Annotated in this window: 16 protein-coding genes and 1 tRNA gene; 6 read left to right on the top strand and 11 right to left on the bottom strand. The window is 39.5% G+C overall.

Annotated elements, in window-relative coordinates:
• Nucleotides 1–109: 109 nt before the first annotated feature.
• Entirely contained in the window at nt 110–1,183 is a 1,074-nt protein-coding gene (locus tag ACFSR8_RS03960; RefSeq protein ID WP_380289233.1) for a LacI family DNA-binding transcriptional regulator, read from the bottom strand.
• A gap of 248 nt (nt 1,184–1,431) precedes the next feature.
• Between ACFSR8_RS03960 and ACFSR8_RS03955 the strand changes: the two genes are divergently transcribed.
• The 5 genes from ACFSR8_RS03955 to ACFSR8_RS03935 all read left to right on the top strand — a co-directional run bounded on the left by ACFSR8_RS03955 (nt 1,432) and on the right by ACFSR8_RS03935 (nt 11,710).
• Nucleotides 1,432–4,380 carry a SusC/RagA family TonB-linked outer membrane protein gene (locus ACFSR8_RS03955; protein WP_380289231.1) on the top strand — a complete coding sequence of 983 codons (2,949 nt, stop codon included), beginning with the start codon at nt 1,432–1,434 and terminating at the stop codon, nt 4,378–4,380.
• 12 nt (nt 4,381–4,392) lie between these two features.
• Nucleotides 4,393–5,994, top strand: a complete 1,602-nt coding sequence (locus ACFSR8_RS03950; protein ID WP_380289229.1) for a RagB/SusD family nutrient uptake outer membrane protein — start codon at nt 4,393–4,395, stop codon at nt 5,992–5,994.
• A gap of 17 nt (nt 5,995–6,011) precedes the next feature.
• On the top strand, nt 6,012–7,139 hold the full coding sequence (locus ACFSR8_RS03945) for a SusE domain-containing protein (protein ID WP_380289227.1): 1,128 nt from the start codon (nt 6,012–6,014) through the stop codon (nt 7,137–7,139).
• Between the two features lie 18 nt (nt 7,140–7,157).
• Nucleotides 7,158–8,618: a SusE domain-containing protein gene (locus ACFSR8_RS03940; RefSeq protein ID WP_380289225.1), complete on the top strand. Its 1,461-nt coding sequence runs from the start codon at nt 7,158–7,160 to the stop codon at nt 8,616–8,618.
• Nucleotides 8,619–8,806: 188 nt separating this feature from the next.
• Complete coding sequence (locus ACFSR8_RS03935) at nt 8,807–11,710, top strand: alpha-amylase family glycosyl hydrolase (RefSeq protein ID WP_380289223.1); 2,904 nt, start codon at nt 8,807–8,809, stop codon at nt 11,708–11,710.
• Nucleotides 11,711–11,902: 192 nt separating this feature from the next.
• Here the strand turns inward: ACFSR8_RS03935 and ACFSR8_RS03930 are convergent, their stop codons facing one another.
• From ACFSR8_RS03930 to ACFSR8_RS03895, 8 genes are all read right to left on the bottom strand, one after another.
• Entirely contained in the window at nt 11,903–12,835 is a 933-nt protein-coding gene (locus tag ACFSR8_RS03930; protein ID WP_380289221.1) for an alpha/beta hydrolase, read from the bottom strand.
• 107 nt (nt 12,836–12,942) lie between these two features.
• A tRNA-Met gene (locus ACFSR8_RS03925) sits at nt 12,943–13,015 on the bottom strand.
• A 62-nt stretch (nt 13,016–13,077) separates the two neighbouring features.
• Nucleotides 13,078–13,257: a CPXCG motif-containing cysteine-rich protein gene (locus tag ACFSR8_RS03920; protein ID WP_380289219.1), complete on the bottom strand. Its 180-nt coding sequence runs from the start codon at nt 13,255–13,257 to the stop codon at nt 13,078–13,080.
• Between the two features lie 73 nt (nt 13,258–13,330).
• The gene (locus tag ACFSR8_RS03915) at nt 13,331–14,155 is read right to left on the bottom strand and encodes a leucine-rich repeat domain-containing protein (protein ID WP_380289217.1); all 825 of its coding nucleotides are present in this window, start codon (nt 14,153–14,155) and stop codon (nt 13,331–13,333) included.
• A gap of 103 nt (nt 14,156–14,258) precedes the next feature.
• On the bottom strand, nt 14,259–15,620 hold the full coding sequence (locus ACFSR8_RS03910) for a TolC family protein (RefSeq protein ID WP_380289215.1): 1,362 nt from the start codon (nt 15,618–15,620) through the stop codon (nt 14,259–14,261).
• Nucleotides 15,610–18,918 (bottom strand): efflux RND transporter permease subunit, encoded by a 3,309-nt coding sequence (locus tag ACFSR8_RS03905; protein ID WP_380289213.1) that lies wholly within the window; start codon nt 18,916–18,918, stop codon nt 15,610–15,612. The genes ACFSR8_RS03910 and ACFSR8_RS03905 overlap by 11 nt, the downstream gene beginning before the upstream one ends.
• Nucleotides 18,919–18,920: 2 nt before the next feature.
• A complete protein-coding gene (locus ACFSR8_RS03900; RefSeq protein ID WP_380289211.1) occupies nt 18,921–20,075 on the bottom strand; it encodes an efflux RND transporter periplasmic adaptor subunit in 1,155 nt (384 codons plus the stop codon).
• Between the two features lie 121 nt (nt 20,076–20,196).
• Entirely contained in the window at nt 20,197–22,104 is a 1,908-nt protein-coding gene (locus ACFSR8_RS03895; protein WP_380289209.1) for an ABC-F family ATP-binding cassette domain-containing protein, read from the bottom strand.
• 174 nt (nt 22,105–22,278) lie between these two features.
• Here ACFSR8_RS03895 and ACFSR8_RS03890 point away from each other — a divergent pair, with 174 nt between their 5' ends.
• Nucleotides 22,279–22,674, top strand: a complete 396-nt coding sequence (locus tag ACFSR8_RS03890; protein WP_380289207.1) for a DUF983 domain-containing protein — start codon at nt 22,279–22,281, stop codon at nt 22,672–22,674.
• On the opposite strand, the gene ACFSR8_RS03885 is transcribed toward ACFSR8_RS03890, so the two are convergent.
• Together ACFSR8_RS03885 and porN are read right to left on the bottom strand one after the other, a co-directional pair.
• Complete coding sequence (locus ACFSR8_RS03885) at nt 22,671–23,717, bottom strand: NAD(P)/FAD-dependent oxidoreductase (protein WP_380289205.1); 1,047 nt, start codon at nt 23,715–23,717, stop codon at nt 22,671–22,673. The two genes, ACFSR8_RS03890 and ACFSR8_RS03885, sit on opposite strands and share 4 nt — an antisense overlap.
• Before the next feature lie 212 nt (nt 23,718–23,929).
• A complete protein-coding gene (gene porN / locus ACFSR8_RS03880; RefSeq protein WP_380289203.1) occupies nt 23,930–24,820 on the bottom strand; it encodes a type IX secretion system ring subunit PorN/GldN in 891 nt (296 codons plus the stop codon).
• Nucleotides 24,821–24,855: the final 35 nt, after the last annotated feature.

Here is a 24,855-nt window from a genome sequence, read left to right as displayed (position 1 = left end):
AGATATTACTTACCAAAACTTATGTGAGAAGTGAAAATATAAGTTTTGATTTCGAATCAAAGATATAAAAGAATTTTGATTTTCCTAATGGCCAAATTTGGTTACGAAACTATTTAGTAGATTCCCTTTCAATGATTTCGGTCTCGATAACCACCTTTATAAAGTCTCTTTTTTGATCGCTATTTGTAAAGTATTGCTCGCTTTCGGCCTCTTCCGCTTCCAGTCTATCAATCAATAAATTAGCGGATTGTTCTCCCATTTTTTGGCCATGTTGGCTAACCGTTGTAAGGCTAGGTGTGGCATGTTTTGAAAGCACTCCGTCAGTGAACCCGATTACCTGCATGTCATCCGGAATGGTAAGCCCTAATTTTCTGGCCACTTTCATGGCGCTAACCGCGTACAATTCGTTTACCGCAAATACTCCGTCGATGGAGGGATTCGATTTAAAAAAATGGGCAATTTCGGTTTCCAAAACCTCGACATGGTTTTCAACGTCCAAGCTATCGTCAATCTTCAAAATCAAATTGGAATCGGCCTCAATCCCGCTACTTTGCAGAGCATCCAAGTAGCCTTGAGTCCTAAGCCTACCAACGCTCACGTAGTCCATTGTGGTTATTAGTGCAATGTTTTTACATTCGTTTTCAATCAACTTTTTCACAGCCTTAACCGCTCCATTAAAATCATCCACAATCACCTTATCACATTGTACCTCATTCACTACCCTATCAAACATTACGATTGGCATCCCTTGATTTATCGTGGCGTTAAAATGGTGATAATCCTGTTTCAAAAGAGTCTCCTTAGAAATGGATAAAATAAAGCCGTCAATACTACCATTGGCCAACATTTCCATATTGATGATTTCCTTAGTAAACGATTCGTTGGAAAGTCCAACAATAACGTTGTATCCTCGACGATTGGCCACACGCTCAATACCCCGAATCACGGTAGAAAAAAAGTGGTGCACAATTTCAGGAATCAGTATACCAATAGTCTTAGTTTTTCTATTCTTTAAGCTAAGCGCTATATTATTGGGCTTGTAGTTATAGAGTTTGGCAAAGGCCTGTATTTTTTGGGTAGTATCCTCGCTAATCTCCTTACTGTTGCTCAATGCCTTGGAAACCGTTGATACTGAAACATCTAATTCCTTGGCTATCTGCTTTAATGTTATCTTTTTCTTCATGGATTGAAATTCACTCTAAAATAATAATTATTCCCATGTAATCTAAACTATGCACGCATAATTATTTGATGGCATAAAAATGTTAATTTCTCAATTTTAAGACAAAAAATTAAAAAGTTGTCAACACGAAAACGTTTTCGTTAAATATTTCGTAATTGAAAATTATTTCTTAACAATTCCTTTACATAATTTTGACGTGAGAAGTGAAAGTATAACTGACTAATTAATACATTAATTTAATAAACTGTATGAAAACAAATACTAAAAGCTTACTGTTTTTGATGCTGGTTTTCCCTGTGTTCTTATTCGGGCAAAACTTGGTAACAGGAATGGTAACAGAACAGTCAACTTCCATCCCACTCCCGGGCGTTAATGTTGTAATCAAAGGAACTACAACGGGAACCGCCACGGATTTTGATGGAAATTATCAGATTGAAGTCAATAATGGTGATGTTATTGTATTCTCCTATGTGGGCTATCAATCTAAAGAAATCACTTATTCCGGTCAAACCTCTTTGGATGTTCAGTTATCCGAAGACGCTGCGCAACTGGAAGAAATTGTGGTGATTGGTTATGGTTCCACAACCAAAAAGGACGCTACCGGTTCGGTTGAGGCCATAACACAAGAAGACTTTACCAAAGGTAACATTGTAACAGCCGAAAACCTTTTAAACGGTCGTGTTGCAGGTGTGAGTGTTAATACTAGTGGTGCACCAGGTTCTGGTTCCCAAATTAGAATTCGGGGTGGTTCTTCTATTAATGCATCCAATGATCCTTTAATTATTATTGACGGTTTACCTATTGATAATAAAGGTGTTACCGGATCAAGAGGTGTGCTAGCTTCCATCAACCCAAATGATATCGATTCATTTTCCGTTTTGAAAGATGCGTCGGCCACCGCTATCTATGGGTCTCGAGCGGCAAACGGTGTAATCATTATTGTTACCAAAAAAGGTAAATCTACTTTTAGCGCTACATATGACACACAATTTAGTTTTGGTGAGGTAACAGACTATATCGACGTATTTTCTGCTGATGGCTTCCGTCAATTAGTGGCCAGCCAACCCATCAACAATCAAACTATTGATGAGAGTTTATTAGGAAATGCTAACACGAATTGGCAAGAGGAAGTTTTTAGAAGCACTGCAGCTTCAAGTCAACATAATATATCAATGCAAGGCTCCTTGCTTAGGGTACTGCCAACTAGATTTTCCTTTGGGGCGGTGAAACAAGAAGGTGTACTGGAAACTTCAGATTTTGATAGACGAAACTTAAGTGTCGCCTTAAACCCATCGTTTTTTGATGATCATTTAAAAGTAAACTTAAACGCCAATTTGGCTTTCGAGGACAACCGCTTTGCGGATGCTGGACAAATCGGTGCAGCTATGCGCTACGATCCTACGCAACCTGTTTTTGATCCTTCTTCTCCATTTGGGGGTTATTACCAGCATAGGGATGGCAATATTATATCCATTGGCACCCAAAACCCTGTAGCTTCGCTATTACAAAGGAATAATACAGGTGATGCCAATAGAGCTTATGGTAATTTGAATTTCGATTATAAATTCCATTTCTTACCAGAATTAAGAGCAGTATTGAATTTAGGTTTTGACCAAACAAAATCTACTGGTACCGATATAAATGCCTTTGGCACTCCAAATTCAAATGAGCGACTAAACTTTATTGGATCCTTCAAGAGAAACAATCAAATAAGGATTAACAGACTTTTTGACGGGTATTTGACCTATAAAAAAGATTTTGATAAAGTTGGTGCTGAGCTTACAGCGGGGTACTCTTATCAACGTTTTATCAATAACGGAAAAAATGGTAGAAACATAAGGGATGAATTAAGTGTTGATGATTTTTATGCGGATCCAGATATTGTCTTAATAGGATTTTTTGGAAGAGCCAATATCAGTTTCCTCGACAAATACTTATTAACTCTTACCTACAGGCGCGATGGAACCTCCCGCTTTGGCGAAAATAATAGGTGGGGTGATTTCCCTGCCGCAGCATTTGCTTGGAATATTAGTGATGAAGATTTCTTAAAAGACTCTGAAACCATTTCAAACTTAAAGCTTAGGGTTGGTTTTGGTATTACGGGGCAGCAGGATATTGACGAAAAGGATATCTTCCTAAACCGATATAGAGGTGGATTGAGCAACTCTCAGTATCAATTTGGCAACTCAGTAATCCAATCCCTAATAGCTTCAGAGATAAATCCTGACCTAAAATGGGAAGAGACAACTACTATTGAATTTGGTGTTGATTATGGCCTTTTTGGCAATAAGGTTACGGGTTCGTTAAACTTCTTCCAGAAGAATTCAACCGACTTGTTATTTACAGCTACAGTTGCTGACGGTACCAACTTTTCAAATAGTGTCATCCAAAATATAGGTGAATTACAGATTCAAGGTATGGAATTCTCTGTAAACACTGACGTTGTAAACACCGATGATTTTAAATTAGATTTTAACCTTAACGCCACATTATTGGACAGAGAAATCCAAGAATTAGCACTTGGCCAAGATGTGAGAACAGGCGGTATTTCTGGAGGAACAGGTAATAATATCCAAATCCATAGGGAAGGCGAAGCGCCTAATTCCTTTTACGTATTTAAGCAATTGTACGACCCATCCGGCAACCCAATTGAAGGTGCCTATGCGGATTTGAATGGCGATAACGTCATTAATGATGAAGACCGCTATATCAAGGAAAACCCTGGCGCTAATACCATTTTAGGTTTTCAATCGAATATCTTTTACAAGAATTTTGATTTTGCCTTCAACTTAAGAGCTAACCTTGGTAACTACGTTTACAATAACGTTAGATCTTCGAAATCCCAATATGCATTGTTGTTGGATAACGGTATACCAGCCAACGTGCCAACCTCTGTTTTGGAAACCAATTTCCAAAATACTTCGGACGTCATCACTTCCGATATTTATGTAGAAAACGCTTCCTTTTTAAGAATGGATAATATAACTTTAGGCTACACCTTTAATGAGATATCCAACTCCTTAAAAAGTATAAGAATATGGGGGGGTGTTCAAAACGTATTCACCATTACCGAATACAGCGGATTAGACCCAGAGGTAACGGATAACGATTCCGATCTTACTTTGACTTTAGGAATCGACAACGTAGTATACCCAAGACCAAGAACTTTCTTGGTGGGCGCTAATTTTAAATTTTAAAAAAAACAAACTATGAATACAAGATTTAAAATACACGACACATTTGGTCTGATATTACTGCTTGTCGTTACATTGACTTCGTGTACCGATGACTTAAATATCACTCCGAAAGATGATCAAACCACACTTGGTGGGGATTTGTTTCAAAATGAAGGAGCCTACAAGCAAGTTTTAGCAGGTATTTATGCAAACTTAGCTTTAACCGGGACAGACGGGCCAGAAAGCTCAAACTTAAAGGGTATTGATGCCGGTACTAGCCAGTTTGGGCGTGTACTACTTTATACACAAACTCTTTCGGCAGATCAGATGATTTGGTCCTATGAAAATGACCCGGGTACACGCGAAATCCAAAGAAATATTTGGACCTCCCAAAACCCATTATTATTAGGCATGTTTAGTAGGGCTCATTTATCTGTAGCCTTGGCAAATAGCTTTTTACGAGAAACCACAGATGGCGCATTGGATGCACGGGGTGTCTCAGCCAACACACGAAGTGAAATTGTGGCCTATAGAGCTGAAGCAAGGCTGTTGAGAGCCATGGCTTACTATTATATGATGGACCTTTTCGGACAAGCCAATTTTTCTGACGAAAATACACCAATCAATTCACAGCCAGAAGCTTATAATAGAGTTCAACTGTTCGATTTTGTTGAATCAGAATTGTTAGCTATCGAAAATGATTTACCAGCTCCAGGGCAGAATGAATATGGCAGAGCCGATAAGGGCGTAGCGTATATGCTTTTGGCAAAGATCTATCTTAATGCCGAGGTATATATCAATGAGGCCCATTACGCAGAGTGTCTTACCTACTGTGAAAGAATTATCAGTGGTGGTTATCAATTGGCCGATAGCTATCTGCATAACTTTATGGCAGACAACAATACCAATTCAGCAACCAAGGAAATCATCTTCCCGATTGTTTCGGATGGTATTACCGTACAAAACTACGGGCCTACCACAGTGATGATCAACGGATCTGTTGGAAGTATCGAGCAAAATGGCTCTGAAGTTGGCGTAGGAGCTGGCGGATGGGGTGGTGCCCTAAGAGTAAGAAAGCAATTGGCTGATTTATTCGGTGCCGGTTTTAACAACGACGATAGAAATACGATTATTTCAGCAGGAAGACCAATTGAAATTACTGATATTTCAGATAGAGACACTGGATATATTCTTCAGAAATATTCAAACGCCACGTCTACTGGAGATTTCGGCCCAGACCAAACATTTGTGGATACCGATTTCCCATTGTTCAGATTGGCAGATGTATATTTAATGTATGCCGAAGCGCACTTACGTGGTGGTGGAGGCACATTGTCTGCCGCAGTTGATTATTTCAACAATCTTCGAACTAGGGCAAATAATCCTAATACTATTACTTCCGGGGAATTAACATTAGATCTTATCCTAGATGAAAGAGCCCGTGAATTACACTGGGAAGCACACCGAAGACAGGATTTAATCCGATATGGCAGATTTACTGGCGGTAGCTATAACTGGGTTTGGAAAGGAAATGGTAGTAATGGTATTTCTCTACCTGCACACTTTAACCTTTACCCAATTCCAGTAGGTAGTTTAGCCGCTAACCCTAACCTTGAGCAAAACCCTGGGTATTAATACTTAAAAGATTTAAAATGAAACATATTAAAAACATATCAATAGTTGTACTTGCAGTGTGCACTATGCTACTTTCAAGTTCATGTGAAGATGGGACAGATGAATTCTTTATCTCGGAAACAGCTCCAGTGGTTTTATCAGATTTATCTATTACCAATGTAGAGCTTGACCCAGTAAACATCAATAATCCAGCGATGACCTTAACTTGGACAGAAGCTGATTATGGACAGCAGGCTGCTGTAAACTACAGCATAGAAATTGCCGCTGATGAGGCTTTTGCAACGTCAACAATTGCAACAACGGTATCTGGAAATAATGTCGCTACACTCTCTGTTAGCGAGTTGAATTCCGCAGCCGGAACCGTTGGGCTAGCTCCTTTTGCTTGGAGCACGTTATATGCACGGATAGTTTCTTCATTAGGAACTCAAAATGGCATACCTGTGGCTTCTAACAGTATTAGTTTTATGGTATTTCCATACTTCAACTATCCTTTTGACGATTACTATTTAGTTGGAAATGGCGTAGCTCCCGGGTGGAGCAACAATTCAAACAACCCTGCATTATTTAGGGATGCTGGCAATTCAAATTTGTATCACTATACTGGTTTTTTCGCAAATAGTTCAGGCGATTTTGGTGAAGGTAGATTCAAAGTTTTAGAAACCAGAGGCTTGTGGCAACCACAATGGGGTGTTACAGACAGCGAAGGAGAAGACACACCCAAAACAAGTGGAGAAATTGCGGGTAATCCTGGGACTCAAGACAGTGATCCCGGACGGTTTGGAGTTACCAGTTCTGGATATTATCACTTTACAATCAATTTCGGTGATAATTCATATACAATGGAACCTTATGATGAATCTGGTGCCACAGATTTTACAAGTATGGAAATCCAAGGTTCGGCGGTTACTACAACTGCTATGACACAATCTAGTTTTGACAGCCATATTTGGAACCTTCCAAGTGTTCGTCTCGTTCCCGGAGATTTGCAATTTGTTACAAATACTGGTTCAGCTTGGGGCGGAAGTACAGAATTTTCTGGACAGGCTACTGAAGGTGGCATTACACCTGTAGTTGTAGAGGACGATTACGAGGTTTGGTTTAACGATTTAGACGGTCGTTATATACTAATCCCATTGAATTTATAATCATAAAAAAAATTAGAGATGAAAATATTAACAAACAAAATAAGCTTTCTTTTTCTTTCACTTGCTTTGATATTCACAGCCTGTGAAACTGAGGAAACGCTTGTAATAACATCACCTGATCCAGCATTCACCTTGCAACAACCAGGTATAAGCAGTGTGTTCTTAAATTTTGGCACACCAGATAATGCCGCCCTAAGCATAGCATGGAACGACGAGGTAACCGGTAGTTCATCATACGATGTGGAAATGTCTTTGGATGCCGATTTTACCTCCACAGTTAATCTTGGAAACGTTAGCTCTAATTCCTTTTCCATTAGCGTAACTGATTTGAACAATGCTATTAGGGATGCAGGAGCTGCAAACTTTAGGGATGTAGCCGTTTATTTCAGAATTAATGCAGGAGGCACTTTAAGCAATTCTGTACTTTATTTGGTTACTACATACCCTACAGATGCTCCCATGATGTCAAGCCCATCAAATAATGATGCATTTGTTCTAGCTTTGGCCAATTCAGGGGAAACAGCAATGACTATTGATTGGGAGGATGCCGTTTTATCTTCAACCTTAGGTATCGAAGTCATCTATACCGTAGAAGCAGCCGCAGCCGGAACGGACTTTGCTGTCCCAGTTACCGTTGGAACGGTTACCAATGGCACAACTTTATCCGTTACGAATTCTGATTTAAATGCTGTAGCCATAGGCTTGGGCCTTGCTCCAGATACTGCAGGAAATGTCGATATGAGAATCATTGCCAGAAATACTAACCAAAATGGGAATACTTTAGAACGCGTAAGCGATACCACTACGGTTTCAATTACTCCGTATAATGTATCCTTCCCATATTTATATATGGTAGGAGATGCCACTACTCCAGGATGGAGCAATGACAATAACAATACACCTATATTTAGAGATCAAGATGTACCCAACGGCTATTTCTTTACAGGATACTTTGGTGCAGGAGCTTTCAAATTATTAGAAGTAAAAGGACAGTGGCAACCACAATGGGGAACAAATGATGGCTCAACCTTGGCAGTTAATCCAGGTGGCGGATCTGACCCCGGAACGTTTAACGTAGGCGCTGCTGGTTATTACACCTATACCTTCACCACAGTTGGAGAAGGAGGAAGCTTTACAGTAACCCCATACGATGCTTCTGGAGCGCCAACTTATGGTACTATAGGCATAATCGGAGATGCCACCCCAGGTGGATGGGGCTCAGATACCGATTTTACACAAGATCCTAATAACCCCCATTTATGGTACCTAAATGGTGTTACCTTAACCAATGGAGGACAAATGCTAATTAGAGCAAACGACGACTGGGCCGATGTTTGGAGGTATACCGGTTCGTCTGAACTCTATGGCACTTCAGTACTTGCAGGAGGTGGAGATAATATCCCCTTTAACGCACCTACAGGAACCTACGACGTTTGGTTCAATGATTTGGATGGCGCTTACGTCATCATTCCTAACTAGGAATTTGATTTAAGAGTGTTAAGTGACTAAAAAGGCTGTGCCAATTATATCGTACAGCCTTTTTTGCCTAAAACTTGCACCATGTTTTCTTTAAGCATCGTGGTGCCTTAACATTTTACATACTATTTCGAAGCTATTAGATAGCTATAAACTTCGACCTAGTCCACTATCACAAAAAAATAATGCAAATGAAAAAAATTACATATATGCTTTTCGTTGTATCAGCTTTCGTTTTGGCACAACAACAAACAGTTACGTACAGCGTTTCACCACTTCCCTTTGAAGAGGATGACTCAATAACGATTACCTTTCAAGGCAGCAGTATTAACGAAGCTACATGGGGCGTTACTGGCAATGCACTTTACCTTTGGGCCTGGTCCTGGGATACAAATATCTCTAACCAGCAAGATTGCCCTACCAACGGCACATGGAACAATTCGAACGAAGCCAATCGACTGACCTACAATAGCGGTAGCGATACCTATACCATTACTTTCACCCCTACCACGTTTTATGGAAGAACAGGCATCGGACGCATAGGTTTTCTAATTAAAGCAAAGGACGGCACAGGAGATAAAAAATCTCAAGACTTAGATGAGGATGTGGGCACCCTTCAACTGACACTTACATCACCTACAGACGCAACAACCATTATATCGTCTGGTGGAAATCTTAGTATTTCTGCCACCAACTCCGGTGGCAACGCCAATTATGTCCTAAAGGCAAATGGTGCTACCATAAACACCCAAAACGGTATATCTTCCTACTCCTTTACGGATATGAATATTTTGGTAAACAAGAATTACGTTTTGGAAGCCACCATCGGAGGCACAACAAAATCGGCCGAATTTTCAGCCATCATTGACCCTGGCTCCAATAGTGCAACGATGCCGGAAGATTATGAAGATGGCATCAATTACGACGACTCAGACCCAACAATTGCGACATTGGTGTTAAATGCGCCGGGCAAGGATTTTGTATATGTTGCCGGAAGCTTCAACGGATGGGAACCCGAAATCTCAGATGCCATGAAATATGACACCACACGAAATAAATTTTGGTTAACACTGACAGGGCTCACTTCACAAAAAATTGAAACCTATCAATACTGGGTGGTGGATAAAACGCCGATTGCCAATTCTCCGGAAATGGTAAAGACGGCCGATCCTTTTTCTACCTTGGTATTATCCCCTTTTGATGACCCATTCATTCCTGCATCAACCTACCCAAGCTTACCTGCCTATCCAACAGGACAGGAACGCGAGGTTACCGTTTTACAAACAGACAAAACACCGTACAATTGGCAGGTCACAAATTTCGTAAAACCTAAAAAAGAAGATTTAGTGATTTATGAAGTGTTGATTCGCGATTTTGATGCGGACCGAAATTACCAGGATTTGATTGGTAAGATTGATTACTTCAAAGATTTAAATATTAATGCTATTGAGTTAATGCCAGTGATGGAGTTTGAAGGCAATGAAAGTTGGGGCTACAATACCTCATTTCATATGGCTTTGGACAAGTTTTATGGTACTGAGGACAAATTTAAAGAGTTTATAGACGTATGTCACCAAAACGGTATTGCCGTAATTTTGGATATCGCTTTAAACCATGCCTTTGGCAGAAACCCTATGGTACGCATGTGGATGAATGATCCCGATGGTGACGGATGGGGCGAGCCAAGTACTGACAGCCCCTATTTTAATACGTCTCCAAGACATGCTTACAATGTAGGTTCGGATTTTAATCACTCCAATACTATCACAAAAGATTACACAAAACGAGTGGTAAAACATTGGATCGAAGAATTTAATATCGATGGTTTCCGTTGGGATTTGACCAAGGGATTTACACAAAATTGTTCGAGCGGCAATGAAAGTTGCACCAATAGTTATCAGGCCGATCGTGTGGCCGTTTTAAAAGAATATGCCGATTATTCCTGGAGTTTGGACGAAACCCACTATGTGATTTTCGAACATCTAGGAGGTGATACAGAAGAAAGCGAATGGGCCAATTACCGATTGGGTGATGCCATTCCAAAAGGCATTATGCTATGGGGAAAAATGACCGACCCCTATGCCCAATTGACTATGGGATATTCCAGTAGCTCCAACATTAGCCGCATGGGACATAAGGCACGCACAGGTTATACAGCACCGCGCGTAGTAGGCTATGCTGAAAGTCATGACGAGGTAAGAACAATGGAAAAAAATTGGCGTTTTGGCAATAGCGGTGGTGGCTATGATACAAAGGATATCAACACTGCTTTGTCTAGAATATCTGCTTTAGGTGCAGTTTCCTTAACCATTCCCGGGCCAAAAATGATCTGGCATTTCGGAGAATTGGGCATGGATAACTCTATATTTACGTGCTCCAATGGTACACTAAACCTACCAGATGATGCCCCTCCCGGAGGCGATGGCGGAACACCATCAGGCGATTGTAAATTAGATACCAAACCACAACCACAATGGACCCAAGATTGGATTAACGATGTCAATAGAAGCCCGATATACGAAGCGTGGTCTAGAATCAATAATTTAAAAATTAACGAACCTGTATTTGAGGGAGACTATAATATTTCCTCTGGAAACCTTCGTCCTCGGATAAGCATTTTCACCGGAGATGAAAACACTTCGGGTTCTGAATTAAAAAATGTGATTATCATCGCTAATTTTGAATTGACCACTATGAATATCAATCCAAATTTCCCTTACGGGGGAACTTGGTACGATTTAATGGATACCTCAGGCTCACCAGCAACTATTGACGGCAGTACTACCTCAATCAGCCTAGCTCCGGGCAAATTCAAAATTTATGGGAATCAGTTATCAACACTTTCCTCAAATGATTTTGAAACAACACGCAACGTTACTTTGTATCCCAACCCTGCCCAAAACGAGTTTTCATTAAATGTTGATGTCGCAACAGTTTCCATTTATGACATACATGGTAAACTGGTAAAATCATTCGATGGCAATTTTAGAAGTGGATATAATTTTAATATTTACGATTTACCTAAAAGTATATATGTTGTAAGGGCTAAAAACGATTTAGGAAATACGTTTACAACAAAACTTGCAAAGTTTTAAAAGATAGTAAGTAACTAGCTTAATGAATTAATTAATAGCACTATAGTTTGTTTAGTTTAGTTTGGTTATTGGTTGAGCAACCGGTAACAGAAAAAGGTTTTCTTTCTAGAAAGCCTTTTTTGTTTATCAAAGCGAAATACACTTTGAGGCATAAGTCCTATTAAAAACATCATATGGATGAATAATCCAATCCTACTTTTTCACGGAACGAACGGTCTGAATAGTTTCACCGGAGCCCAGTGTTGTTTCAAAAAACTCAAACACAGCATCCAATTCGTCATAAGGAATATGGTTGACTTCGTGCCCTCCTCCTATTACTTTATGTAGATAGTACGATTGGTTCAACTGGTGCAATCTATTGGCAATACTTTCTGAGCCATTTAAAACCAAAAAACCTGAATCATCCTCAGAACAATAGCGGTGCGGGGCTTCCCCAAAAGGCACCAATTTATCTTCAGTCCCATGGAACAAAACCGCTGGAACGGCATTGTCCTCGTAAATATAGCTGGTATCCATGACAGCGCCAGCCAATGCAAAAACACCGGCAAAATTCACTTTGGCGTATGTTTTAACATCATCAAGCAAAAATCGTTTCAAATACACTGCATGCAATACCGCCTCCGCTCCGGCGCTACTGCCTCCTGCAATTATTTTATCAATATCAATCCGGAGTTTTTTCTTTCGGGCAATAATGTATTTAGTCGCGTCCAAAAAATCCATTGCGGCCTGACGGAACACTTCCTTTTTTAAAGACGCAGGGCAATTGCATCCAAACCCGGTTTTAGAACCTTTTAGCAACAATCTATACGAAATCGACACCCCGATATATCCATTTTTTGTTAGATATTTCATAAAGCGGGTCTCGGTAGCGCCATCCCTTTCTCCTCCAGAAAAGCTCCCTCCATGCATCCAAATGACCACAGGTAAACTTTCTCCTTTTTTTAGGTGCTCGGGGGTGTAAACATCCAATCTCAACTTCTTGGAGTCCTTTCTTGCGTAGGTATAACTCCTTTTATTTTGAGAAACCCCTAAAAGACTGCAACCAAAAACAAAAAGTAAAAATAAATTTCTCCTCGAATATATAGGCCAGTTGAACATGTTTTTTTGCAGCCAAAGGGTGTACATTAGAGTGTACGGTTTTTAAAAAGACAAGATTTCTTGGGCATAAAAAAATGCGGCTCAAATCTATTTTAAACCGCATTGTCTCTTATGTTTCCGTAAAATCTACTTTGTAGCGGGAACTGGACTCGAACCAGTGACCTTCGGGTTATGAGCCCGACGAGCTACCTACTGCTCTATCCCGCGATATTGGACAGCAAATATACAACCCTTTTTAGATTTGGCAAGGCTTCAAACGAAAAAAATTGTTACTCGATACTAGTGGTCTGAAAGTCTGTTAATTCCGCCTCGGAAAATTTTACAGTGAGTTGAATAGGGTTGCAACATACTTCACAATCCTCTATATAGGATTGACTGGAGACGGATTCATCGATCAACATCGAAATGTTTTGCCAGCAATAAGGACAGGTAAAATAATGCTCTTTCATATATAAACAAAAAAAGTAGGTGCAACTACTGCACCTACTTTCCCATTAACTTATTGATAAATAACTTTACTAATTAATCTTTTTCAATGTCCATTGTGGCCGTAGCGCTTTGGGTATTTAAACGCATCAAAGCTGGTGGATTCTTGCCTGAAACACTGATATATTCTTGGTTCAGGTTGTTATCGCTAACCATAATGGTGTTAAGGTTTGTCAAATTAATCAACTCCATTGGCAAATCCCCAGTAAACTGATTGCTTGACAATAATAACTCTTCCAGGTCTTCCAATTGTGCAATCTCAACAGGAATTTCACCATCCATTTTATTGTCCATAACGCTGAATTTTTTCAACTTGGTCAATGCAAAGATTTCGGTTGGAATATTTCCTGTTAAAAAATTACTACCCAATAACAACTCTTCTAAATTGGTCAATTCCATAATAGAAGAAGGAATATTTCCCGTTAATTGGTTACTATATAATTTTAAGGATTTTAGGTTTTTTAAGTTACCTAATTCAGAAGGAATATCGCCTTCAAATTTATTCATAAACAATTCAAGAGCCTCAAGGTTGGTCAACTTGCTCAACTCCGATGGAATAGTTCCAGTTAAGCCATTAAAACCAAGATTTAAGGTTTTAAGATTTACCAAACTGGCAATTTCAGCAGGCAATTCACCTTTTAGGTTATTGAAAGGTAAGTTGATTTCGGTAACCGTTCCGTTTTCAATTTTAACACCGTTCCATGTATCTATGGAGGCATTAATATCCCAAGTAGCATTCCATTGCGCGCCATTGGTACTGTTATAAAGGGCTAAGAGCGCCTCTTTTTCACTATTCGAAATATTCGCAAAAGCCGAAACTGCTACGAATAGACTAAGAATTGTTAGCTTTAAGGTTTTCATCTTTAGGTCGATTTTAGGACTAATACTCAACGAAATTAGCTATCATATAGATGAAAAACTATTTTATTCGACGAAATACATAAAATTTTAACATTTAATTTCTTCAAAAATCGACGTTCAGCAATTCTCCACTTATTCTCAAGACTTCCAACTCCGCCACTTTAGCCTGATATTTAGCCTGGTTTCTATTGAGTTCCGCATTTATTAAATTAATCTGAGCTTGCCTAAACTCAATAGAATTGACCTGTCCTAGCTTGAATTTCTCCTGGGTTCTTTCAAAATTATTGGACGCGGTGATGATATTACCCTCCTGCATCCCCAAAACAGTAAGTTTATTTTGATAGTCTTCCCAAGCATTGTTAAAATTCCGTTCCACATCCATTTGCAACTGCTCTTTTTGTAGCTCTTGGATTTCGAGATTGATTCTAGCATTCTTTGTTCGGGTTATTGAAGTACCTCCATCAAACAGATTCCATGTTAAGTTTACCCCACCCGAAACCCCACTGCTCGTACTTTGGAGTACGAACGCTATTGGATTGTTATTGTTTGCAGTTTCGTTCCAACCATAAGACCCCTGTAATCCCACCGAAGGTAAAAATTGGGCTTTGCTAGCTTTTACATCAAATTGACTGATACTGATGTTTTTTTCGGCCCTCAATAAGTCAATGTTGTTCATCTGAGTTTTTGAAAGTAACTCTTCTTTATCCAAATTAAGCAGAAAGCTGACATCCGTTTGCACGTCAAACTCAATCGGCATTTTATTACCCAAAACTACCATTAAGTCTCGTTTTGCATTTCTCAATTGCTGTCGGGCATTAATAAGGTTGATGCTATCGTTGTTTATATCTACTTCGGCATTCAGCACTTCCAACTTCGTGCTTTGACCATAGTCAAACTGATACGTCGCTCGGGTTAGTCTATCTTTAGAAATGGTTAAGGTCTGCTCCAAAATCCTAGTATTCTCAGAGAATTGCGCAACGGTGTAATATATTGAGAATAATTGTGTAATTGTAGTTTCCACGGTTTCCCGTGCGTCCAATTCCGACAGCTGATATTCTTCCTTTAAGCGTTTGTAATTATACATTCTGCCCAACCCATCGAACAATACATAATTTAAATTTAGTGAAGCATTATATCTCCTCGTCTCAGCCCCATTAGCTATACGAGGTGGTCTTTGAATAGCTGGGCCATCAGGGTTATCTGGATCGGGCTGAGGGGCCAATTGCCCTTCAGTATTTTGTCTATCAATAGAAGCCCCTGCATTCCCCGTGAGTGTCGGTAAGTAGCCTGAATTCAAAATATCGGCATTGTTCTCGGCCAATTCCGCTAGGTTATTGGCAATTTTAATACCATAATTATGCTCCAATGCCAATTTTAGTGCGTATTCTGTACCCAGTACCTGTTGGGAATTACCAAACATTCCAAGTAAAACTAATGCTGAGTATAGTACTATTCTACTTTTCATCGGAATTGTTTTGTTTATTTAATAGAGCTAATACTTCTTCCTCGGTCACATACTTATCATTCATCAAATGAGTCTCCGTGTCTTCCAATTCCAAATCATCATCCTTTTCATAAACCACGCGCTCAACTTCTTCTTTTGAAATTTCCCTATTGAGCCATAACCATTTAGCGGTCGTTTTTACATTATTGCCAAAGGATAAAAAGATAGGCAACATAATCAATGTCAAAACAGTAGCAAAGCCGATGCCGTATGCTATAGAAACCGCCATGGGAATTAGAAACTGCGCCTGCCTGCTTTCCTCAAAAATTAAAGGTGCCAAACCTGCCACAGTTGTTATTGAGGTTAAGAAGATAGCCCGAAACCTTGAACGACCAGCCTCGTAAAGGGCGTCGTCAAAGGTCATCCCTTCCCGAAGGTTATTATTGAACTTACTAATAAGTACCAATCCGTCATTCACCATAATGCCAATGAGCGCAATAATCCCCAAAAGGGAAATAATATTCAAAGGAAAATCATGGATCCAATGGCCCCAAGCGACTGCAGGCAAACTAAACGGAATCAAAATAATGAGCAAAAGCGGTTGACTGTAACTTTTAAAAGCGAACGCTATTACAATATAAATGAGGATTAAAACTGCCAAACCCACTGGGCCTAAGGAATTGGTGAGTTTTAAACGTTCCCGGTTCTGGCCCTCATAAGACGGCGTAACCGTTGGGTATTTTGCCAGGATATCTGGCATAATATCATTTTGTATCTCGGCCATAATATCCGTGGCGCTCGTTTTCTTTTGGTCTTTGATATCGGCAGAAACTTGAATTTCCCTGCGCCCATCCAAGTGGTTTATAGCCACATCGCCTCGTTCTATGGTATAAGTGGCTACTTCCTTTAATGGAACGCGTTGGCCATTAGGTGTTACAATGCGCATATTGTCCAAATTTTTAACGGATGTTCTGTCCTCTTTATCATAGCGTACCCAAACCCTAATTTCGTCCTGACCTCTTTGGAAACGTTGTGCCTGGGCACCAAAAAATGCCGATCGCACCTGCCCCATTATAGATTGCAAATTCAGTCCAAGCGCATAGGCGCTTTCCTTTAACTTCAGACGGATTTCCTTTATGCCAGCCGGGTCATTGTCCGCAACATCTTTCAATAAGATATTATTTTCAAGATTTTGTTTTAACTCGGCTTTTACAGCTTTTAATTCATTGATATCATTGCCTAACAAAGAAACCGAAACAGGACTACCACCAAAATTTCTACCGGATCCAAAAATTAAACTCTCGACTCCAAATACTGGTCCAACCTTTTCACGAATCTTATTAGTCACCATGCCTGCGGTAATCTCATTAGGGCGTTCTTCCCCTGGCAATAGATTGATTGACACCGAGGCCGATGAAGACCCTGGCCCTAAACGTTTAATCATGTTTTCCACCAGATGACTTTCAGCATTTTCACCCAAAAACTCATTATGAATTTCATTTGTTGCTTCAATAGCTTTCTGCTCGATAAACGAAATTATACTATCCGTTACCTTTTCATTAGTGCCATTTGGCATATTCAACGATACTTGCACTCGATCACTGGCAATTTGCGGAAAAAAGGATACTCTTATGATACCCCCTAATACACTTGACCAAGTCAATATGAAGAATACCACGAAAAAAGAGAAGGTTAAAAACTTATATTTCAAAGCGAATTTTAGGGTTGGGCTATACATATTATCTCTTAGCCATTTCATGATACTATCACCCAGGGTATTGATATACCGAAGTTTGGAAAACAACCTTTGAAAAACACCAGCTATGCCAGATTTCGGCTCTGTGCTTTGCTTCTTAAGCGCTTTGGAATGGGCTAAATGCGCTGGTAAAATAATTAAAGCTTCGACTAAAGACACGATAAGCGTAAGTATTACAACAACCGATACTTCCCCAAAAAACTCTCCTATTCTGCCATCCAAAAACAGGAATATACTGAAAGCCAATACCGTGGTAATTATTGCTGATATAATTGCCGGTAACACTTCCATTACGCCGTCTATGGCAGCCTGCTTGGGGGATTTACCTTTTTCGTATTGCTGATAGATGTTTTCGGCAATTACAATACCATCATCCACCAAAATACCAATCACGATAATCATTCCAAACAAGGACAGCACGTTAATGGTGACATTAAAAAACCCTGCAAACATAAACATACCCAAAAAGGCCACGGGTAGCCCAAAAGCCACCCAAAACGCCAAGCGGATGTTCAGAAAAAGGGATAAAAAGGTGAGCACTAAAATCATGCCTATAATGGCATTCTCGGTAAGGAGGTCTGTTCGTTGTACAAGCGTAGTAGACAAATCCCTGACCACATTGAGCTGAACGTTGTCGTATTTTTGATTAAACTCTTCAATATATGCTTTGGTTTTCTCGGCGGAAGAAATTAAATCTTCTGTATTCGTACTAGTAATCGTTACATTAATTGCTAAATTCCCGTTGAAATATGAGGCATTGGGTGTTTCTGAAAATTTATCACTTACCTCAGCAATATCTTTCAACCGAACAATACGCCCAGAAGGATCAGCTTTTACAACAAGGTTAGATAATTCATCGGCATAATAAGAGCGGGCATTGGCCCGTATTAAATATTCTTCGGCAACGGTCTTTATTGTACCACCAGTAGTTATAAGGCTGGACCGGTTGATAGCTTGAGAAACTTCGGCAAAAGAAAGGTTGTAAGCCAATAAATCGGTTTCCTTAACCGCTATTTCAATTTCTTCATCTGGATAGCCAGTAATTTCAATTTGGGAAATGCCATCAATACCTCTTAAATCATTTTCAACTTGCCTTCCTAATTGCTTAAGGGTTGCCAAAGGAATGTTGGAACCACTAATAGAAAAGGTTATGGTGGGGCGCATGTTCTCTATTTTGGCCACTACCAAAGGCTCCATCCCGATAGGGAAAGACGGCACTCTGTCCACGGCATTCTTGACTTCAAGCAACATAAAATCAACGTCTTTTCCCTTTTCAATTTCAACATTAATAGTACCGCTATTCTCCCTAGAAGTTGACGTGACACGTTCCACGCCGTTAAGTCCCTTGAGATTATCTTCTATTTTCAGAATAATACCTTCTTCTACTTCTTGTGGCGAAGCACCAGGGTAGGTTACACTGATATTAATATTTTTTGAATCGACTAAAGGAAAGAAAGAGGATTTCAGTTTAGAAGCTCCGAAAAGGCCAAAAAGCAAAAACGCAATAACAACAACGTTGACCGCAACACTATGTTTGATAAAATAGGCAACTAATTTCCTCATGCCTATTGCGCTTTTCTTATCTTAGTTTTTTGAGGAGCTTCCTTTTGTTTTATACCGAAAGGCCGTACCATCATGCCTGCGTAGGCTCCTGGAACGGGCTTTTCAATAATCACAGTGCCTTCGGGAATATCCTTTAGCACCACTTTGGTATCCGAAAAATAGACGGGATTGACATCTATCACATCCAAAATACTATCTCTTACTACAAAAATCTGTTCTCCCTCCAGCATCAAACTCCTACTAATTTCTATGGCATTTTCTTCTTTTTTAGCATTGAGATTGGCCTCAAGGTACATGCCTTCTTTTAGGCGCTCATCTTTCACCTCAATAAAGGCCGTAACAGTTTGGGTCGTGGGGTCGATGCGTCCATTAACTCGGGAAACTACCCCAGAATACGTTTCAGTATGCTCCAAATTATTAAGCGCAACTTGCTCCCCAACTTGAAGAAAACCTGCATATGCCTTACTAATGGCCACCTCCATCTCATAAACTGAAGGACTGATGAATTCGCCTAATTTTTGTCCGTTTCTGATTAGCGAGCCCTCTGTAACCAAGGCCTCCGTTAAAATACCTGAAAATGGTGCGCGGATATTGTATTTTGCCAAACGTTGCTCCAAGTTTTTCACATTGTAGTAACTGGATACAATGCCTCGACCGGTGATAAAAAAGTTCTCTTTTTCAGAAGTCATTTCGGGCAATTTCGGCGTTGATTCCTCCAAATTAAAATTATTGATATAGGTTTGCCACTTAGGATAAACTTCAGGAAAATCCAACCTTAAATCCGGCATTATTGAAGCAATAGAATTATAAAGATTGCTTTTGGCCGATTGCACATTGGCAAAATGCTCAGAAGCGTCAATTTTAATGAGCGTTTCCCCCTTGACATATTTCTGCCCAGGCCTAAAAAGCTTTCCGTTAGACCGAAATATGCCCTGTACTTCGGCAAACAATTCCACACGTTGTTTGGCCACTAAATTTCCATTGGCTGGAATCACTATTTGAACTATGCCATTTTGAACCGTGTCGGTAAACACCGTTTTTACAACTTTTTTCGGAACAGGCCGCCTTTTCTTTTTATTTTCGGCAATGCTATTACCAATAAAAACGGCTCCTATAATAAGTATAACACCCAGAAGGGATAAGATGATATTGCGCATGAATGTTGATGGTTAGCGAAAGCCAAAAAATTTTGACATGACAATTTAGGCATTCTCTACGAAAGTATTCAAAATACCTGCCGATTGCAGTTAAAAAAAACTTAAAAAGGTAGATTACCGGTTAGGACAGAGTTTCCAACTTATATTGAATAGCTTCCCAGTCTGCCATGAGCTCCTCCAACCTTTGCTTTTTTTTGTGATATTTATCAAAAAAACTTTTATCAGCCACCGTAGCATCATAATTCGTGGCCAATTCTACATCGTCTTCTTTTATTTCCTTTTCTAATTGAGAAATTTTGGCCTCCACGCTGCTCAATTTGTTATTTAATGATTTGAGCCTTTTCTGTTCTTCGTAGGACTGTTTATTTTTTTGTTTCGGTGTATCTTTAACCACCGTACGCTTTTCTACCTCGCGAAGATTCAGTACCTGGCGTTGCTCCAAATAATAATCGATATCGCCTAAATATTCTTTGATTTTGTGGTCCTTAAACTCGTACACTTTATTGGTTAGCCCTTGAAGAAAATCCCTGTCGTGAGACACCACAATCAATGTCCCTTCGTAGCGCTTGAGCGCTTCTTTAAGAACATTTTTCGATTTGATATCCAAATGGTTGGTAGGCTCATCCATTATGAGGACATTAAATGGCTGAAGCATTAACTTGGCCAACGCCAATCGGTTGCGCTCCCCACCAGAAAGTACTCTCACATACTTTTCAACCTCGTCTCCCCTAAACAAAAACGATCCCAAAATATCGCGTACCTTACTTCGATTGGATTCATTGGCAGCATCTATCATGGTATCCAGCACCGTTTTGTTGCCATCCAAATACTCAGCTTGGTTTTGAGCAAAATAGCCGATTTGCACATTATGTCCCAACTTTAACTGTCCTTGGTGCTTGATTTCACCAACAATAATCTTTGCTAAAGTGGATTTTCCTTGACCGTTCTGCCCAACAAAAGCGGTTTTGCTGTCACGTTCGATTAATAAATCGATTGATCTTAACACCTCGTTTTCATCGTAACTTTTCGAAATCCTCTCTGCCTCTACTACCACCTTGCCCGGTGTTACAGATACGGGGAAATTTAAGGTCATAACGCTATTATCATCCCCGTCCACCTCGATTCGCTCAATCTTATCCAGTTTTTTAATGAGGGATTGAGCCATGGTGGCCTTAGAGGCCTTTGCCCGGAACTTTTCAATCAATTTTTCGGTATGCTCAATCTGTTTTTGTTGATTTTTTTGTGAGGCCAACTGTTGTTCGCGCAGTTCCCTTCTTAAAACCAAATATTTGGAATAGGGCTTCGGGTAATCATAAATTCTGCCCAATGAGATTTCAATAGACCGATTGGTAATATTGTCCAAAAACATTTTATCATGAGACACAATTACCACAGCTCCCGGGTAGTTCTTTAAAAAACCTTCAAGCCAAATAATAGATTCAATATCCAAATGGTTTGTAGGCTCATCCAAAAGGAGGATATCATTATTTTGAAGTAGCAATTTTGCCAGCTCAATCCGCATGCGCCACCCTCCAGAGAACGTATCGGTAGGATTATTGAATTGATCACGTGAAAACCCAAGCCCTTGCAGAATTTTCTCTGTATTACCCTGATAATTATAACCACCTAAAATTTCATATTGATGTTGTAAATCATTGATATCAATCATCAATTGGTTGTAACCCTCACTTTCATAATCCGTACGCTCGGCTAATTGCGTATTGATGCGCTCCATTTTGGCTTCCAAAGCCTTGATTTCCGTAAATGCTTGATAGGCTTCCTCCAAAACTGTTCGCCCTTGAACAAAATCAATATCCTGCTTTAAAAACCCTATCTTCAGTGCTTTATCAGTAGCAATCTGTCCCGAATCCGGTTCCAATTCCTTGGATAGAATTTTGAGCATCGTAGATTTCCCGGCACCATTTTTTCCAATCAGACCTACACGATCACCATTACCTAGCTTAAAGGTAATATCTTCAAACAGGTATTCGCCTTGAAATGAAATAGATAAGTTATGGATATTCAACATAGAAATGTGACTAATGTTACAACCTTTTGGATTATTACAATTACTTTTGTTGCGAGCAAAAATACGATAAAAAATTTCTTGAAATTTTTTATTTAGATTCCCATTTTCATGGGAATGACAGTTTAATTTGAAGCCTCACCACAGTTGTGGCGAGCTGACATATTTTTGAAATAAATGTTTAAAAAAGGGACGAAATTGTACAGCATTTTGACGGGAAGTTGCCCTAAGTGCCATCAGGAATCGATGTACAGCAACAAAAATGCTTATGTGTTTTCAGAAACTTTGAAAGTTAATGAGCGCTGTTCGCACTGCAATACCAAATATAGAATCGAACCTTCATTTTTCTACGGCGCCATGTATGTCAGCTATGCTGTTGGGATTGCTTTTGCGGTGGCCGCTTTCTTCATTAGCAATCTTTTTTTAGGTGCCAACCTAAAAATAACTTTTATTTCGATAGTGGGGACCCTAATTGTGTTTATGCCAATAATCATGCGCCTTTCCCGAAATATTTGGATCAATATGTTCATGAATTATGATGAAAAATTAGCGAACAAAAAGGGACAATCCTAGTTGTATCGGGAAATATTTATTGAGGGCTCAAGTTCTTCTTCGTTTTCAATAAAATTGTAAAGTTGTTTGGCTACATAGGGCCCTATCATCACCCCCCTGGTTCCTAATCCATTTAAAACATACAGGTTCTTATGAACTGGATGTTGCCCCACTAAAGGCCGCCTATCTCTAACTGTGGGGCGGATGCCCGCTACTTGATTTACAACACTAAACGGACAGGAAATCATCGTTTTTAAACCTTCCAATAATTTGTTTTTGGCTTTATCAGTAGGTTTGTGGGTTAAATCGTAGAGTTCATAAGTGGCCCCAACGATATATAAATCGTTTTCCAAAGGAATCAAAAACACTGGACCTTTCAATACGAAATCAATCTTCAAATCGGGCGCATGGATAACCAGTAGTTCTCCTTTAGTTGGCGATAATTTCAAGTTTTGAAAAAAGGGGTTTTTGGCGACCCCAAAGCCTTCAGAAAACACAATATGTTTCGCATTGATATTTTTATAACTTACTGAATCAGTATTGTTTAAAACCTCCGAGCACTCAAAAGACTTCTTTCTAAGAAGCCCTTTTTCAGATAAATATTTACGATAGGCTTCCAATAGAGTTTTGACGTCAATCCGCCCTGTATGCAGCACTTCACCAAAACCAAAGGAGGCTTGAATGGCTGGGTTTTCATTTTTAATAATGCCACTTGCAAGATATGGCTTAAGTGCCGGTTTATCTGAGGCCGCAAACCAATCGTTTTGTTCTTCAATTGATGCAAATTTTCGGTACACCGGGATTTTAAAATCCACTTTTACTCCCAGCAATTGCTCTAAGTCTTGATACATTGCAAGTGCTAAGGGCAATTGCTCATCGCTTTTCCAAACGGCAGTAAAACGCTTTAAAACGACTGGATTATATAATCCTCCCGCAACTGTGGACGATTTTTGGGAGCCGTCATCAAAGACCACGAAGGTCTTATTATGCTTTCTTAACTGCTCACAAAAGCTGATGCCAGCTAAACCAAGGCCCACAATGATGTAGTCGTATTCTTTTTTCATTTGGTACGAATATAGTGGAAATGGTGAAGAATTTAGGCCGAACTTGCAACGACTTACCCACTCATGCACATAAACCCCTCCTAATCCCGCCAAAGGCAGGATTGTCCTCCCCTTGAAATGAAGAGGAGGAATTGGTGCCGTTTGAATATTAGATAAATAAAAACGCCCGCAAAAAAAAAGCGGGCGTTCATTTTTATACTTTAGGTTTTAAACTAATATGTCCACATATCCAATTCAAAATCCCTGATTTTTGTTTTGATGCGCTCAGATTCAAGAAGTTGCATTAAAGCATTATCCGAAACGTATTCGCTAATCTTTCTATCGCCTTGTACGTTTTCTTCTTTGTAAATATAACCTTGAAAACGACGGGCATTCAAAATATGATCAAACGAATGCGGAATGGCACTATTGGAATTGTTAAAGGCTTTAGCCTCATGCAATACTTCTCGGGCATCTGGGAAAAATACCCAGAATAACTCCACTAAATCTGGATTATCATCATCGATGAAGTTAACATCTGGCGCTACTGGAGCAATTCCCAAAAGTCTGTACTTCATTTCAGCGTGACGCTTATCGAAATACCAAAGTCCCTTGATATGGTACTCTTGAATTTCGGCGGCTGTAATTTCCCTTACGTCTATATACTCATCAGATAATTGTTCGCCTGCATTCAACTGTTCGATACCCAATTCGGTAGTATCAATACTTTTCAATGCGGCCTGAATATCTTTAAGTGTACGCTTAGTAGTAAAATAAGAATCATCATAAATGTTTTTGATTTTCCCATTTTTGATGTTCTTCATCAAAACATCGTAAAGAGATCTCCTGTCGTTTCCAATATTATTGGTATCTATTGGATAATACAATGGAAAGTTGGCGCGCTCATCAAGCACAACTTTTTCCCATGTCATTTTAGAAAAAAGGATATCTCTATCGTCAACATATCCATATTCCAATGGTTTATCGTTGTCAATTTCCTTTTGTTCCGCCGTTCTTACCCCGATTTCCTCAGGGCTTTTGGCATTTAATATATTCGCTTGGGCAAATACACTAGATACCGTAAAAACAGCAACAACAGCTAACAAAACACTTTTCAAATTCATCTTATTTTCAATTTTATAAATATTGGGCCAACCGA

This window comes from Hyunsoonleella rubra (genome assembly GCF_042684665.1).
Taxonomy (GTDB): Bacteria; Bacteroidota; Bacteroidia; order Flavobacteriales; family Flavobacteriaceae; genus Jejuia; species Jejuia rubra.
Note: the sequence above shows the minus strand (reverse complement) of the source record. Positions and strands in the feature narration are given on the sequence as shown.

Excerpts from the sequence above, each read along its gene's own strand:
- ACFSR8_RS03960 (WP_380289233.1), bottom strand. The coding sequence starts at position 1,183 with ATGAAGAAAAAGATAACATTAAAGCAGATAGCCAAGGAATTAGATGTT.
- ACFSR8_RS03955 (WP_380289231.1), top strand. The coding sequence starts at position 1,432 with ATGAAAACAAATACTAAAAGCTTACTGTTTTTGATGCTGGTTTTCCCT.
- ACFSR8_RS03950 (WP_380289229.1), top strand. The coding sequence starts at position 4,393 with ATGAATACAAGATTTAAAATACACGACACATTTGGTCTGATATTACTG.
- ACFSR8_RS03945 (WP_380289227.1), top strand. The coding sequence starts at position 6,012 with ATGAAACATATTAAAAACATATCAATAGTTGTACTTGCAGTGTGCACT.
- ACFSR8_RS03940 (WP_380289225.1), top strand. The coding sequence starts at position 7,158 with ATGAAAATATTAACAAACAAAATAAGCTTTCTTTTTCTTTCACTTGCT.
- ACFSR8_RS03935 (WP_380289223.1), top strand. The coding sequence starts at position 8,807 with ATGAAAAAAATTACATATATGCTTTTCGTTGTATCAGCTTTCGTTTTG.
- ACFSR8_RS03930 (WP_380289221.1), bottom strand. The coding sequence starts at position 12,835 with ATGTACACCCTTTGGCTGCAAAAAAACATGTTCAACTGGCCTATATAT.
- ACFSR8_RS03920 (WP_380289219.1), bottom strand. The coding sequence starts at position 13,257 with ATGAAAGAGCATTATTTTACCTGTCCTTATTGCTGGCAAAACATTTCG.
- ACFSR8_RS03915 (WP_380289217.1), bottom strand. The coding sequence starts at position 14,155 with ATGAAAACCTTAAAGCTAACAATTCTTAGTCTATTCGTAGCAGTTTCG.
- ACFSR8_RS03910 (WP_380289215.1), bottom strand. The coding sequence starts at position 15,620 with ATGAAAAGTAGAATAGTACTATACTCAGCATTAGTTTTACTTGGAATG.
- ACFSR8_RS03905 (WP_380289213.1), bottom strand. The coding sequence starts at position 18,918 with ATGAGGAAATTAGTTGCCTATTTTATCAAACATAGTGTTGCGGTCAAC.
- ACFSR8_RS03900 (WP_380289211.1), bottom strand. The coding sequence starts at position 20,075 with ATGCGCAATATCATCTTATCCCTTCTGGGTGTTATACTTATTATAGGA.
- ACFSR8_RS03895 (WP_380289209.1), bottom strand. The coding sequence starts at position 22,104 with ATGTTGAATATCCATAACTTATCTATTTCATTTCAAGGCGAATACCTG.
- ACFSR8_RS03890 (WP_380289207.1), top strand. The coding sequence starts at position 22,279 with ATGTTTAAAAAAGGGACGAAATTGTACAGCATTTTGACGGGAAGTTGC.
- ACFSR8_RS03885 (WP_380289205.1), bottom strand. The coding sequence starts at position 23,717 with ATGAAAAAAGAATACGACTACATCATTGTGGGCCTTGGTTTAGCTGGC.
- porN (WP_380289203.1), bottom strand. The coding sequence starts at position 24,820 with ATGAATTTGAAAAGTGTTTTGTTAGCTGTTGTTGCTGTTTTTACGGTA.